We start from the raw sequence: 14979 nt of genomic DNA, 5'->3' as shown, positions 1-14979 counted from the left end.
GCAATTATGTTTGCTGACACACCGCTATCGCGAGCAGGCTCACTCCTACTGTGGTTTCTGGCGTCTGGAAATTACTTGGTCTTCTTCGGAATCCGCACCACGCGGGTGTCGGAATAGATGTCGTGCCACGTGCGCTTCTGCTTGTCGTACAGCGACCAGAAGAATCCGAGCCCCACACACAGCCACGAAGCAATCGACACCATGAAGCGCAGCAGCGCCTGCCACAGGCTGATCGCCTCGCCATTGGCGTTCTGTACGCGAATCCCCCACACCTGCATGCCCAGTGTCTGCCCGCCATGGGTCCAGAACTTGGCGAAGAAGGCAAACAGCACCAGCAACAGCACTGTCGAATAGAGCGGATCGCCGTCGAGTTTGCCGGCATCGGTCATTGCGCGCAGACGTTCTTCGCCGATGATCGCCGCCTGGATCAACTTGTAAACGAAGCCGGTCACGATCAGCAGAGCGGTGCACAGCAGAAAGTCATAGAACATCGCGGCCAGACGACGGCCGAGGCCAACGGGAGGAAAGTCGCCCTGGGGGGTGAGCAGGTTTTTCGACATGGCAGCCTCTGGACGCAAAATGAAGCGCCATTTTACGGATTCGCGCGCACAAAAAAGCCCCTGATATCAATATCAGGGGCTTTTTCGTTACAGAGATCAGGCTTCTGCTTGTACTTCGTCAGCCTGCATGCCTTTCTGGCCTTGCACAGCAACGAAAGTCACTTTCTGGCCTTCTTTCAGGCTCTTGAAGCCGTTGCCCTGGATAGCGCGGAAATGCACGAACAGATCCGGACCGCTTTCAGGAGTGATAAAACCAAAACCTTTCTCGTCGTTAAACCACTTGACGGTACCGCTCTGACGTTGGGACATTTCTTATTTCCTTTGACGCAATAAATTGATGACAGTCTCTTTCTCATGAAAGAGTACTGGGGCTGGTTGCAGGAGAGTAAGAAGACGTCGAACGGGATGTAGCTAACTTGTAGGCTACTGCCCAGGTCACGATTCCAAGCTGACCCATGCAAACACAGTGGACAAACTCTACGCCAACTACGGGAGAAAAAACAAGCCCCCGCAAGGGCCCGGTTTTGCTGCACTTGCTGGCAGTTAGTCGGTCCACTAGTGCAGGCTTAGACGATTAGCTTTTTCAAATCTTTTCGAACGTTATAAGCAAAGTTCATATTCGAATCGACTGTTAGAAAATGCACTTTTTTGTGGCGATTGCGTTACACATTAGTGCACGCATAACGCAATCGCGTTACTTATAGAAACAGTCAATCAACCACGATAGTAGCGTTGTGGAACAAATGGCATTTTGCTTACAAGCATTGGCACCTTTTTCCCACGCACGATGGCCCAAACGGTTGTATCAAGAGTGACATAAGCACTGTCGAGGTAGCCCATCGCCAATGGCCCGCCCAGGGTCGGTCCGAAACCGCCGCTGCACACGCTGCCAATGATCTCGCCCGCTTCGTTGACGATCTCCGCGCCTTCACGCACTGGCGTGCGTTCTTGCGGCAGCAGGCCGACGCGTTTACGCGCGACACCGTTCTCTTGTTGAGCAAAGACTTGTTCTGCACCCGGGAAACCGCCGGCCCGTGCGCCATCAGCGCGGCGCGTCTTGGAGATCGCCCACAACAGGCTGGCCTCGATTGGCGTGGTGTCGGTGTTCATGTCGTGGCCGTACAGGCACAGGCCGGCTTCCAGACGCAGCGAATCGCGAGCGCCAAGGCCAATGGCCTGGACTTCTGGCTCGGCAAGCAGGGCGCGAGCGAGTTTTTCCGCATCGGCGGCTGGCACCGAGATTTCGAAACCGTCTTCACCGGTGTAACCCGAACGGCTGACGAAGCAATCCACACCCAAGAGTTGCACGCGGTTGAACTGCATGAAGGTCATTTTCGCGACCTCAGGCGCGAGGCGCGCCAGCACGGCAACCGCTGCTGGACCCTGCAGAGCGAGCAGGGCACGGGCTTCGAACAGCTCCGTAATGGTGCACTGATCGCCGATGTGTTTTTGCAGATGCGCCAGATCCTGATCCTTGCACGCGGCGTTGACCACCAGGAACAGTTCGTCGTTACCGAGGTTGGCGACCATCAGGTCATCGAGAATGCCGCCGGTTTCATTGGTGAACATCGCGTAACGCTGCATGCCCACTGGCAGGTCGATGATATCTACCGGCACCAGGGTTTCCAGGGCTTTGGCGGCGTTGGCACCGGTCAGGCGGATCTGGCCCATGTGCGAAACGTCGAACAGCCCGGCCTGCTCACGGGTGTGCTGATGTTCTTTCATCACGCCCAACGGGTATTGCACCGGCATGTCGTAGCCGGCGAACGGCACCATGCGGGCGCCAAGTTCGATGTGCAGAGCGTGCAGCGGGGTTTTCGACAGTTGTTCGGTGGACATGCGTGGCTCCTTGAAAATGGGTTCGGGATCGGGGGCAAGATCAAGAGCCCCTCACCCCAGCCCTCTCCCGGAGGGAGAGGGAGCTAGTTACGTTTTCTCCCGGAGGGAGAGGGGGCTAAGTACGATCGTCTCCCTGAGGGAGGCGGAGTTAAATAAGGTTCAGCATTCGATAATGTTGACCGCCAGACCGCCACGGGCGGTCTCTTTGTATTTGCTTTTCATGTCGGCGCCGGTCTGGCGCATGGTGCGAATGACTTTGTCGAGGGAGACGAAATGTTGACCGTCGCCACGCATGGCCATGCGCACCGCGTTGATCGCCTTCACCGAGCCCATCGCATTGCGCTCGATGCACGGCACTTGCACCAGGCCGCCAATCGGGTCGCAGGTCAGGCCCAGGTTATGTTCCATGCCGATTTCCGCAGCGTTCTCGACTTGCTGCACGCTGCCGCCGAGCACTTCACACAACGCGCCGGCCGCCATTGAACAGGCAACGCCGACTTCACCCTGACAACCGACTTCGGCGCCGGAGATCGAGGCGTTTTCCTTGTAGAGAATGCCGATGGCCGCCGCAGTGAGCAGAAATCGCACCACGCCATCGTCATTCGCACCGGGAATAAAGCGCATGTAGTAATGCAAAACAGCAGGAATAATCCCCGCCGCACCGTTGGTCGGCGCCGTGACCACGCGCCCGCCGTTGGCGTTTTCTTCGTTGACCGCCAAGGCGTAGAGGTTGACCCAGTCGAGCACCGACAACGGATCGCGCAGCGCTGATTCCGGGTTCTTGCACAGTTGCCGATGCAGCGCCGCCGCACGTCGTTTGACCTTCAAACCACCCGGCAAGATGCCTTCGTTACGGCAACCCGCCGCGACGCAGTCCTGCATCACCTGCCAGATCTTCAGCAGACCGGCACGGGTTTCCGCTTCCGGGCGCCAGGCGCTTTCGTTGGTCAGCATCACCTGACTGATCGACAGACCGTAGGTGGCGCAATGACTGAGCAAATCCTTGGCACTTTTGAACGGGAAGGTCAGCGGCGTGGCGTCTTCGACGATGCGATCGGCACCGGCCGCATCCTCGTCGACCACGAAACCGCCACCGACCGAGTAGTACTCGCGGCTGCGAATCTGCAGGCCCGCCGCATCGAATGCACGAAAGATCATGCCGTTGGGGTGATAGGCCAGTGGCTTGCGGATCATCGCCAGGTGTTCTTTCTCGTTGAACGCAATGCTGTGTTCACCGAGCAGGTTGAGCCGGCCGTTACCGCGAATGTCTTGCAGGCGCGCGGCGACGGTTTCGGTGTCGACGGTGTCCGGGTGCTCGCCTTCGAGGCCGAGCAGCACGGCTTTGTCGCTGCCGTGACCTTTACCAGTGGCGCCGAGGGAACCGTACAGTTCGACGCGAACGCTGGCGGTGCTAGTCAGCAGATTTTCTCGCCGCAGGCCTTCAGCGAAGCGCGCAGCAGCGCGCATCGGGCCGACGGTGTGGGAGCTGGAGGGACCGATGCCAATCTTGAACAGGTCGAACACGCTTAACGACATGAGTGGTTCTCCGGTTTCTTGTTATAGGAATTGGCGGAATATCAGGCTTGATGCGTTCCTTGTGGGAGCTGGCTTGCCAGCGATGGCGGTGTGTCAGGCAATAGAAGTGGAGACTGATCCACCCTCATCGCTGGCAAGCCAGCTCCCACAGGGATTTGTGGTGTTCTCGAAAGAGGGGCAGGTAAACCTGCCCCTCATTCGTTTAAGCGTAGCTTTCGATCGACGGGCAGGCGCAGACCAGGTTGCGGTCGCCGAACACGTTGTCGACGCGACCGACCGGCGGCCAGTATTTACCTTCGATCAACGACGCCACCGGATACACTGCTTGCTCGCGGCTGTACGGGTGGGTCCATTCGCCAACCAGCTCTGCCGCGGTATGCGGGGCGTTCTTCAGCGGGTTGTCATCCTTGTCCAGCGTGCCGTTTTCCACGGCGCGGATTTCTTCGCGGATGCGGATCATGGCGTCGCAGAAGCGGTCCAGTTCTTCCTTGGATTCGCTTTCGGTCGGCTCGATCATCAACGTGCCCGCTACCGGGAACGACATGGTCGGAGCGTGGAAGCCGAAGTCGATCAGACGCTTGGCGACGTCATCGACGCTGATGCCGCTGCTGTCTTTGAGCGGACGCAGATCAAGGATGCACTCGTGCGCCACCAGACCGTTGCTGCCGGTGTACAGCACTGGGTAGTGCTCTTCCAGACGACGGGAAATGTAGTTGGCATTGAGAATCGCCAGTTGCGAAGCACGCTTCAGACCGGCGCCGCCCATCATGCGAATGTACATCCAGGTGATCGGCAGAATGCTCGCGCTGCCGAACGGTGCCGCGCACACCGCGCCTTCTTTGCGTTCCATCTGGCCATGGCCCGGCAGGAACGGTGTCAGGTGCGACTTGACGCCAATCGGGCCGACGCCCGGGCCGCCACCGCCGTGCGGAATACAAAAGGTCTTGTGCAGGTTCAAGTGCGAAACATCGCCGCCGAACTTGCCCGGTGCGCAGAGGCCGACCATCGCGTTCATGTTGGCGCCGTCGATGTACACCTGGCCGCCGTTGTCATGAATGATCCCGCAGATTTCGCGGATGCCTTCTTCGAACACACCATGGGTCGACGGGTAGGTGATCATCAGCGCGGCGAGGTGCTCGCGGTGCTCGATGGCCTTGGCGCGCAGGTCTTCGATGTCGACGTTGCCGCGCGCATCGCACGCAGTCACAACCACGCGCATGCCTGCCATGTTGGCGGTGGCCGGGTTGGTGCCGTGGGCCGACGACGGGATCAGGCAGATGTCGCGACGCTCATCTCCACGGCTCTGGTGGTAGGCGCGGATCGCCAGCAGGCCGGCGTATTCACCCTGCGAACCGGCGTTTGGTTGCAGCGAGATCGCGTCGTAGCCGGTGGCGGCGCAGAGCATCGCTTCCAGTTCATCGGTCAGTTGCTGATAACCGGCGCTTTGCGCTGCCGGAGCGAACGGGTGCAGGGCGCCGAATTCGGCCCAGGTCACCGGGATCATTTCGCTGGCGGCGTTGAGCTTCATGGTGCACGAGCCCAGCGGGATCATGGTGCGATCCAGTGCCAGGTCCTTGTCCGCCAGTTTGCGCAGGTAGCGCATCAGCTCGGTTTCCGAGTGATAACGGTTGAACACCGGGTGGCTGAGGATTAGCGACTGACGCACCAGCGCAGCCGGGATGGTGCTGTGTACCGAAGCGGCCAGTGCCGCGAAGTCCGGCAGGGTCTTGCCGTCGGCGAACAGGCTCCACAGGGTTTCGATGTCAGCCTGAGTGGTGGTTTCGTCGACCGACAGGCCCAGACGTTCGGCATCAATCACGCGCAGGTTGATCTGCGCGGCGTGAGCCTTGTCGTGCAGCGCGGCGGTTTGCGCGCCGGTGGCCAGGGTCAGGGTGTCGAAGAAGTGTGCCTGCTCGACGGTCTGGCCCAGTGCGGTCAGGCCCTTGGCCAGAATCGCGGTCAGGTGATGCACGCGATTGGCAATCTGCGTCAGGCCTTTCGGGCCGTGGTAGACGGCGTACATGCTGGCGATGTTGGCCAGCAGCACTTGCGCGGTGCAGATGTTCGACGTGGCCTTCTCGCGGCGGATGTGTTGCTCGCGGGTCTGCATCGCCAGACGCAGCGCCGGTTTGCCGAAACGGTCAACCGAAACACCGACCAGACGGCCCGGCATGTCACGCTTGAATGCATCCTTGGTGGAGAAGTAAGCCGCGTGCGGGCCACCGAAGCCCAGCGGCACGCCGAAGCGTTGTGCCGAACCGATAGCGACGTCAGCGCCGAACTCGCCCGGGGCGGTCAGCAGGGTCAGGGCCAGCAGGTCAGCGGCGACTGCGACCAGCGCATTCGCGGCGTGGAAGCGTTCGGCCAGTTCGCTGTAGTCGAACACATCACCGTTGCTGGCCGGGTATTGCAGCAGCGCGCCAAAGAATGGCGTCACGTCGGTCAGTTCACGCTCATCGCCCACAACGACTTCGATGCCCAGCGGCTCGGCACGGGTGCGTAGCACGTCGAGGGTTTGCGGGTGGCTGTGGATCGAGGCGAAGAATTGGTGGCTGCCCTTGTTCTTGCTCAGGCGTTTGCAGAAGGTCATGGCTTCGGCAGCAGCGGTGGCTTCGTCGAGCAGGGAAGCGTTGGCGATCGGCAGGCCGGTGAGATCGCTGATCAGGGTCTGGAAGTTCAGCAGCGCTTCGAGACGGCCCTGGGAAATTTCTGGCTGGTACGGCGTGTAAGCGGTGTACCAGGCCGGGTTTTCCAGGAGGTTGCGCAGGATCGGCGACGGCGTGTGGCAGTTGTAGTAGCCCTGGCCGATGTAGGTCTTGAACAGCTGATTCTTGCCGGCGATCGATTTGATCATCGCCAGGGCATCGGCTTCACTCAGGCCGTCGTCCATGCCGAGCACGCTGGTGCCCTTGATGCTTTCCGGGATGACGCTGGCGCTCAGGGCTTCGAGCGAATCGAAGCCGAGGCTGTTGAGCATGGCTTGCTCGTCACCGGCGCGCGGGCCGATGTGACGGGCGATGAATTCGTTGGCGGTGCCGAGTTGTACTTGGGTCATGTCAGGTTCCTCAGGCTTCGGCTTGGGCTTTGATCAGACGGTCGTAAGCGTCTTGATCCAGCAGTTTGCCGACAGCGGCGGCGTCGCTTGGCTGGAAGCGGAAGAACCAGCCTTGGCCCAGCGGATCTTCGTTGACCAGTTCCGGGGCGTCTTCCAGTGCCGGGTTCACTTCCAGTACGTCACCGTCCAGCGGCATGTACACGCCGCTGGCGGCTTTTACCGATTCCACGGTGGCGGCTTCAGCGCCTTTTTCATAAGCCTGCAGTTCAGGCAGTTGCACGAACACCACGTCGCCCAAGGCGTTCTGCGCGAAAGCGGTGATGCCGACAGTGACAGAGCCGTCAGCTTCGGCGCGCAGCCATTCGTGATCTTCAGTAAAACGCAACTCGCTCATGGAAACTCCTCAGGGGGCCAGACTCGTCTGGTGGACGCGGTTGAAGGCGTGGGCAGGGAAGCCCTTATTTATGAAGGGTTGATTAGCAAGAACGCGGCCAAGGTTTATTTATCCATATAAATCAATGGCTTATCTATTTGGTCGAGATGATTGATTGAGTAGCGTGTAGCGAAATCGCTACAGCGTGGAGCGAGGAAAAAAGCTGAACGGGATCAAAGCCTTGCACAGCGGTGACCGGAGGAGGGTGTAGCGATATCGTTCCGCTGTAGCGCTTTCAGTACAGTTGCAGGTCGTTTTTAGCGCGAATCTCAGATCTGCCACCAACCATTGTAGGAGTGAGCCTGCTCGCGATAGCGGTGTGTCAGACGCCGCAAATGTTGAATGTCAGACCGCTATCGCGAGCAGGCTCACTCCTACAGGGCATTTGCGGCGTGCTCAGGGCTTGTTGGGAATGCCGTACTTGCGCAATCGATGGGCGATAGCGGTGTGCGAGGTCTGCAAGCGGCTCGCCAGTTGCCGGGTCGAGGGGTAGCTGACGTAGAGTTTTTCCAGCAGCGACTTTTCGAACGACTCGACCGCTTGTTCGAGGCTGTCGACGTCGCTGTCAGTCTGCCGTGCAACGGAGGTGCCGGCGATGTCGAGATCGCCGATGTCGACCAGGCTGCTTTCGCAGATCGCGGCGGCGCGGAAGATCACGTTCTGCAACTGGCGCACATTGCCCGGCCAGCGGTTGCCGAGCAGCGCCGGATAGGTACCGGGGGCGAGGCGGCAGACCGGGCGCTGGATTTGCGCGCAGGCCTGTTGCATGAAATAGCGCGCCAGCAACAGGATGTCCTGACCGCGTTCGCGCAGTGGCGGCACTTCGACGTTGAGCACGTTGAGGCGATAGAACAGGTCTTCGCGAAACAGTCCTTCGCTGACCATTTTTTCCAGATCACGGTGAGTCGCGCTGAGGATGCGCACGTTGACCTTCACCTCACGATCGCCACCGACGCGGCGGAAGCTGCCGTCATTCAAAAAGCGCAGCAACTTGGCCTGCAAGTACGGCGACATCTCACCGATTTCGTCGAGAAACACCGTGCCCTGATTCGCCAGTTCCATCAGTCCCGGTTTGCCGCCGCGCGCCGCGCCGGTGAAGGCGCCGGGGGCGTAGCCGAACAGTTCGCTTTCGGCGAGGTTCTCCGGCAGAGCCGCGCAGTTCAGCGCGAGAAACGGTGCGCTGTGTCGCGCACTGATGGCGTGGCAGGCGCGGGCCACCAATTCTTTACCGGTGCCGGTTTCACCCTGGATCAACAGCGGCGCATCCAGGGCTGCCACTCTTTGAGCGCGAGCCTTGAGGGTACGAATCGCCGGAGATTCGCCGAGCAGGGCATCGAAGCCTTCGGCGTGGTCATGGTGCAACGCCGAGAGCTGTTCGCCGATGCGGTTCGGTTGATACAGGGTCAGCAGGGCGCCAGCGTCGGTGATCGGCGTGGCGTCGAGCAACAGGGTCTGGCCGTTGACGGTGATCTCGCGCAGCGGCAGACGGAAGCCGTGTTCGAGCAGGGTGTCGAGCAGGCCGGGATCGTTGAACAGTTCCGCGACGCTTTCGCCGGCCGGTTCGCGACCGTACAACGCGATCAACGCCGGATTGGCCAGCAAGACTTTGCCGGCACTGTCGAGCGCCAAAACGGGATCAGTCATCGCCGCGAGCAACGCGTCGAGCTGCAAGTGCCGACGCTGACCGGGGAGGATGTCGACCACGGTCACCGCTTCCACGCCGCGCACACGGAACAACGCGTCCTTCAGTTCTTCGAGCACTTGCGGGCTCAAGGTCGGAGCGTCGATGTAGACGTTCGGCGGGATCATCTCCACGGCATCCAGATTGAGATTGCGCCCACCGAGGATAGCCAGGACTTCCTGGGTGATGCCGACGCGGTCGATGAAGCTGACGTGGATACGCATGGGGCGGTTTTGGGTTCTGGATTGCGGAGGGTGGCAAGTATGCCTTGGGGCGGGCTAATGGTGAAACCTGTGTCCCCGCTGATCGTTCCCATGCTCTGCGTGGGAATGCATCTCGTGACGCTCTGCGTCACAGCGGACGCGGAGCGTCCGTGGCGGCGTTCCCACGCAGAGCGTGGGAACGATCCTGTGTTCTGCGCTGATCGTTCCCATGTCGAGGCGTCGAACCGTCCGCGTGGGAACGCTCAATGGGTGGTTACTCGAAATGCTCAAGATTGACCGGATCCCCGGAATGCATATCCAGCTGCTTGCGGATGTCTTCAAACATCAAGTCGTAATGTTTGTGAACCGAGCCGATCTGGCTGTGAGTCTTGGGAATCCCGTATTTTTCGGCGATTCGTGTCACGTCGCGGGCGAAGTTGTAAGCCTCTTCCTTGGGCAGGAAAAACGTTTCCTTCATGTCCTTGCCCTGCATGTTGCCATGCAGAGTGAACTGTATCCCTTTGCCTTTCTGGGGATCAGTGAACACTTCATAGTCGAGGCACACGTTGTAATTGACGTCGTCGTCAGTCAACGCATGTCGCTCGATATGCAAATGACCGGGTTCGAACTGGGCCATGGGTTTCTCCTTTCAAGGCATGGGAGAAGGGCAGACCTCACGCCTGCCCCCGGAGTTTCTAATTATCGATAGCTGATGCCGGGCTTCGCCGTGCTGACCCGAGTACCGGCGGTGCCCTGGACGATGGCTTCGATGTCTGCCAGCGAACCGATCACCGCAACCTTGCCAGTATGGCGCGCGAATTCGCAGGCTGCCTGAACCTTTGGTCCCATGGAACCTGCGGCAAAACCCAGTCGTTCGAGTTCGTCCGGATGCGCCTCGGCGATGGCTTTCTGGCTCGTTTTGCCGAAGTCGATGAACGCGGCGTTGACGTCGGTGGCGATCACCAGCAAATCCGCTTCCAGTTGTTCAGCCAACAGCGAGGAGCACAGGTCCTTGTCGATCACCGCCTCGATGCCCTTGAGGTTGCGGTTCTCGTCATACATGGTCGGAATGCCGCCGCCACCGGCGCAAATGACGATGCTGCCCTTGTCCAGCAGCCACTTGATCGGGCGGATTTCGAAGATGCGTTTTGGCCGTGGACTGGCGACTACACGGCGGAACTTGTCGCCGTCGGGCGCGATGGCCCAGCCTTTTTCGGCGGCGAGTTTTTCCGCTTCGGCCTTGTCGTAGACCGGGCCGATCGGCTTGGTCGGGTTCTTGAAGGCCGGGTCGTTGGCGTCGACTTCGACCTGAGTGAGCAGGGTGGCGAACGGGACCTCGAAGTCCAGCAAGTTACCCAGTTCCTGTTCGATGATGTAGCCGATCATGCCTTCGGTTTCTGCACCGAGCACGTCCAGCGGGTAGGGGGAGACGGAGGTATAGGCCGCCGCTTGCAGCGACAGCAGGCCGACTTGCGGGCCATTGCCGTGGGCGATGACCAGTTGGTTGCCGGGATGGATCTTGGCGATTTGCTCGGTGGCGATGCGGATGTTGGCGCGCTGGTTGTCAGCGGTCATCGGTTCGCCACGGCGGAGCAGGGCGTTACCGCCCAGAGCTACGACGATACGCATGGTGCATGTCCTTCTAAAAAACAGTGAGTTCGTGCAGGACGAATGCGATCCCTGTGGGAGCCGGGCTTGCCCGCGATGGCGGTGTATCCGTCAGCATTTCTGTCGGCTGACACACCGCTATCGCTGGCAAGCCAGCTCCCACAGTGACCGTGTCGATCAATTACAGATCAGCCAGGGTCGAGACCAGAATCGCCTTGATGGTGTGCATGCGGTTTTCCGCTTGCTCGAAGGCGATGCAGGCTGGCGATTCGAACACGTCGTCGGTGACTTCGATGCCGTTGGCCAGGTGTGGATACTGCTCGGCGATCTGTTTGCCGACCTTGGTGTCGCTGTTGTGGAACGCCGGCAGGCAGTGCATGAACTTGGTGCGCGGGTTGCCGGTGGCTTTCATCAGCTCTTTGTTGACCTGGTACGGCAGCAGTTGCTGGATACGCTCGGCCCACGCTTCCACCGGCTCGCCCATCGACACCCAGACGTCGGTGTGGATGAAGTCGACGCCTTTGACTGCGGCTTTCGGGTCTTCGGTCAGGGTGATGCGCGCACCGCTTTCTTCCGCGTATTTGTGGCAGCGCTCGACCAGATCGTCATGCGGCCACAGCGCTTTCGGCGCGCAGATGCGCACGTCCATGCCGAGTTTTGCGCCGACCAGCAGCAGCGAATTACCCATGTTGTTACGTGCATCGCCGAGGTAGGCGTAGCTGATCTCGTGGATTGGCTTGTCGGCGTGCTCACGCATGGTCAGCACGTCGGCGATCATCTGGGTCGGGTGATATTCGTCGGTCAGACCGTTGAACACCGGCACGCCGGCGAACTTGGCCAGCTCTTCGACGATTTCCTGTTTGAAGCCTCGGTACTCGATGGCGTCGTACATACGACCCAGCACGCGAGCCGTGTCCTTCATGCTTTCCTTGTGGCCAATCTGCGAGGAATTAGGGTCGATGTAGGTGACGTTGGCGCCCTGGTCATAAGCGGCGACTTCGAACGCGCAACGGGTGCGGGTCGAGGTTTTTTCGAAGATCAGGGCGATGTTGTTGCCCTTCAGGTGTTGCTGCTCGGTGCCGGTGTACTTGGCGCGTTTCAGGTCGCGGGACAGGTCGAGCAGGTAACGCAGCTCACGTGGGGTGTGGTGTTCCAGGCTGAGCAGGTTACGGTTGTGAATATTGAAAGCCATGATGGATCTCCTTCGGTATCGGTTATCCCCCTGATCGCACTGGATAAGTGCGATCAGGGCTCAGAGGTTTAGTAATCGATCGGGTCGCGGATGATCGGGCAGGTCATGCAGTGGCCGCCGCCACGGCCACGGCCGAGTTCGCCGGCGCTGATGGTGATGACCTCCACACCCGCCTTGCGCAGCAGGGTGTTGGTGTAGGTGTTGCGGTCGTAGCCGATGACCACGCCCGGCTCCACGGCGACCACGTTGTTGCCGTCGTCCCATTGCTCGCGTTCGGCGGCGAAGCTGTTGCCGCCGGTTTCCACCACGCGCAGCTTCGGCAGGTTGAGGGCTTTGGCGACGGTGTCGAGGAAGCTCGATTCTTCGCGGCGGATGTCGATGCCGCCCTGTTTGCTTTCGTCAGGGCGCAGGGTGAAGGCGACGATCTGGTTGACCACTTCCGGAAAGATCGTCACCAGGTCGCGGTCGCAGAAGCTGAACACGGTGTCCAGGTGCATCGCTGCGCGGGACTTCGGCAGACCGGCGACGATGACTTTTTCCACGGCTTTGTTCTTGAACAGGTTCAGCGCCAGTTGGCCGATGGCCTGACGGGATGAGCGCTCGCCCATACCGATCAACACCACGCCGTTGCCGATCGGCATCACATCACCGCCCTCAAGGGTGGAGCTGCCGTGGTCCTTGTCCGGGTCGCCGTACCAGATCTCGAAATCGGCGTTGGTGAACTGCGGGTGGAATTTGTAGATGGCAGTGGTCAGCAGGGTTTCCTGACGACGCGCCGGCCAGTACATCGGGTTCAGCGTCACGCCGCCATAGATCCAGCAGGTGGTGTCGCGGGTGAACTGGGTGTTCGGCAGCGGCGGCAGAATGAAGCTGGAGTGGCCGAGGAAGTCGCGGAACATCTGGATGGTCTTGCCACCGAAACTGTCCGGCAGATCATCGGCGGACACGCCGCCAATCAGGAATTCGGCGATGTGTCGCGGCTCCAGGCTTTTCAGCCAGGATTTCACTTCGCTGATCAGGCCCAGGCCCACCGAATCGGCGGTGACCTTGCGCTCAAGAATCCAGTCCAGTGCTTCCGGGATGGCGACGATGTCGGTCAGCAGGTTGTGCATTTCCAGCACATCGATCCCGCGTTCACGCATCTTGGTGACGAAGTCGAAGTGGTCGCGCTTGGCCTGGGCGACCCAGAGCACGTCGTCGAACAGCAGTTCATCGCAGTTGTTCGGGGTCAGCCGCTGATGGGCCAGACCAGGGGAGCAGACCATGACTTTGCGCAGTTTGCCGGCTTCGGAATGGACGCCGTACTTAACTTTTTCCGTGGTCATTGCAGTGATCCTCCAGATAACAAATCAATCAGGTGTTACAGAGTCAGGAAGCCGTCGTAGAGACCGTAGGCTGCCACCAGGGCACCGACGACCACCGCGGCGAAAATCAGCTTCTCGACGTTGGTGAAAATTGCTTGTTTGAGTTCCAGCTTGGCCTTGGCGAACAGGATCGCGCCGGGCGCATACAGCAGGGCCGAGAGCAGCAGGTACTTGACGCCGCCGGCGTAGAGCAGCCAGACCGCGTAGATCAGGGCGATGCCGCCGATGATCAGATCCTTGCGCCGCTCGGCTGCGAAGCCTTTGTAGGTTTCGCCACGTACCGCCAGCAGCAGGGCATACGCCGCCGACCACAGGTACGGCACCAGAATCATCGAGGTGGCGAGGTAGATCAGTGACAGGTAAGTGCTGGCCGAGAACAGGGTGATGATCAGGAAAATCTGCACCATCGCGTTGGTCAGCCACAGGGCGTTGACCGGTACGTGGTTGGCGTTCTCCTTGCGCAGGAACTCCGGCATGGTGTGGTCTTTGGCGGCGGCGAACATGATCTCCGCGCACAGCAGCACCCACGACAGCAGGGCCCCCAGCAACGAGATGATCAAGCCGACGCTGATCAGCACCGCACCCCAGTGACCGACCACGTGCTCAAGCACGGCGGCCATCGACGGGTTCTGCAGTTTGGCCAGTTCCGGTTGGGTCATGATGCCCAGCGACAGCACGTTCACCAGCACCAAAAACAGCAGCACAGTGATGAAACCGATGACGGTGGCCTTGCCCACGTCCGAACGTTTTTCCGCACGGGCCGAGAAGATGCTCGCGCCTTCGATGCCGATGAACACCCACACGGTGACCAGCATCATGTTGCGCACCTGGTTCATCACGCTGCCCAGATCGGGGTTTTTCACGCCCCAGATGTCGGCGGTGAAGATGTCCAGTTTGAACGCGAAGAGCGCGATCAATACGAACAGCAGCAGCGGCACGACCTTGGCCACCGTGGTCACCAGGTTGATGAAGGCCGCCTCCTTGATCCCGCGCAGCACCAGAAAATGCACGGCCCAGAGCAGGACAGAAGCGCCGATCACCGCGGCAACGGTGTTGCCTTCACCGAAAACCGGGAAGAAATAGCCGAGGGTACTGAACAACAGAACGAAGTAACCGACGTTGCCCAGCCAGGCACTGATCCAGTAACCCCAGGCGGATGAGAAACCCATGTAGTCGCCAAAACCGGCCTTGGCGTAGGCGTAGACACCGCCGTCGAGGTCAGGCTTGCGATTGGCGAGGGTCTGGAAGACAAAAGCGAGGGTGAGCATGCCGACAGCGGTGATGGCCCAACCGATCAGCACCGCGCCGACGTCGGCGCTGGCGGCCATGTTTTGTGGCAAAGAGAATATCCCGCCACCGATCATCGAGCCGACTACCAATGCAACCAGTGCACCTAATCGTAGTTTTCCGGGAGCTTCAGACATTGCATGACTCCATTGCAGGAGAGAAGAGTTCACAGCGTAGGACTGTTGACTGTTCGAACAACTGACATAGATCAGTGCATGGCC

Annotated in this window: 12 protein-coding genes; all 12 read right to left on the bottom strand. The window is 60.1% G+C overall.

Translation table 11 applies throughout. The annotated features are described in order from the left end of the window. Nucleotides 1-71 precede the first annotated feature (71 nt). The 12 genes from AC3WMT_RS13890 to arcD all read right to left on the bottom strand — a co-directional run bounded on the left by AC3WMT_RS13890 (nucleotide 72) and on the right by arcD (nucleotide 14895). A complete protein-coding gene (locus AC3WMT_RS13890; RefSeq protein ID WP_103303963.1) occupies nucleotides 72-560 on the bottom strand; it encodes an RDD family protein in 489 nt (162 codons plus the stop codon). Between the two features lie 96 nt (nucleotides 561-656). Next, on the bottom strand, nucleotides 657-869 hold the full coding sequence (locus AC3WMT_RS13885; protein WP_003175786.1) for a cold-shock protein: 213 nt from the start codon (nucleotides 867-869) through the stop codon (nucleotides 657-659). Nucleotides 870-1274: 405 nt separating this feature from the next. Continuing rightward, a complete protein-coding gene (gcvT, locus tag AC3WMT_RS13880) occupies nucleotides 1275-2399 on the bottom strand; it encodes a glycine cleavage system aminomethyltransferase GcvT (RefSeq protein ID WP_103303964.1) in 1125 nt (374 codons plus the stop codon). A gap of 159 nt (nucleotides 2400-2558) precedes the next feature. Then, nucleotides 2559-3935, bottom strand: coding sequence for an L-serine ammonia-lyase (locus AC3WMT_RS13875; RefSeq protein ID WP_103303965.1), 1377 nt, complete (start codon nucleotides 3933-3935; stop codon nucleotides 2559-2561). Between the two features lie 202 nt (nucleotides 3936-4137). Continuing rightward, nucleotides 4138-6990 carry an aminomethyl-transferring glycine dehydrogenase gene (gcvP, locus tag AC3WMT_RS13870; RefSeq protein ID WP_103303966.1) on the bottom strand — a complete coding sequence of 951 codons (2853 nt, stop codon included), beginning with the start codon at nucleotides 6988-6990 and terminating at the stop codon, nucleotides 4138-4140. A gap of 10 nt (nucleotides 6991-7000) precedes the next feature. Continuing rightward, nucleotides 7001-7384, bottom strand: coding sequence for a glycine cleavage system protein GcvH (gene gcvH, locus AC3WMT_RS13865; RefSeq protein WP_103303967.1), 384 nt, complete (start codon nucleotides 7382-7384; stop codon nucleotides 7001-7003). Nucleotides 7385-7819: 435 nt separating this feature from the next. Next, on the bottom strand, nucleotides 7820-9328 hold the full coding sequence (gcsR, locus tag AC3WMT_RS13860; protein ID WP_103303968.1) for a transcriptional regulator GcsR: 1509 nt from the start codon (nucleotides 9326-9328) through the stop codon (nucleotides 7820-7822). 253 nt (nucleotides 9329-9581) lie between these two features. Further along, nucleotides 9582-9944, bottom strand: coding sequence for a DUF5064 family protein (locus AC3WMT_RS13855; RefSeq protein ID WP_103303970.1), 363 nt, complete (start codon nucleotides 9942-9944; stop codon nucleotides 9582-9584). Nucleotides 9945-10006: 62 nt separating this feature from the next. After that, complete coding sequence (gene arcC, locus AC3WMT_RS13850; RefSeq protein ID WP_103303971.1) at nucleotides 10007-10936, bottom strand: carbamate kinase; 930 nt, start codon at nucleotides 10934-10936, stop codon at nucleotides 10007-10009. Between the two features lie 160 nt (nucleotides 10937-11096). Further along, entirely contained in the window at nucleotides 11097-12107 is a 1011-nt protein-coding gene (locus AC3WMT_RS13845; RefSeq protein WP_064588896.1) for an ornithine carbamoyltransferase, read from the bottom strand. A gap of 68 nt (nucleotides 12108-12175) precedes the next feature. Beyond that, complete coding sequence (gene arcA / locus AC3WMT_RS13840; RefSeq protein ID WP_103303972.1) at nucleotides 12176-13432, bottom strand: arginine deiminase; 1257 nt, start codon at nucleotides 13430-13432, stop codon at nucleotides 12176-12178. Between the two features lie 35 nt (nucleotides 13433-13467). After that, entirely contained in the window at nucleotides 13468-14895 is a 1428-nt protein-coding gene (gene arcD, locus AC3WMT_RS13835) for an arginine-ornithine antiporter (protein WP_103303973.1), read from the bottom strand. Between the last annotated feature and the right edge of the window lie 84 nt (nucleotides 14896-14979).

The sequence above is a fragment of the Pseudomonas sp. FW305-7 genome, from assembly GCF_058786735.1.
The sequence above is the reverse complement of the archived record's forward strand: the minus strand, read 5'-3'. Positions and strand labels throughout refer to the sequence as shown.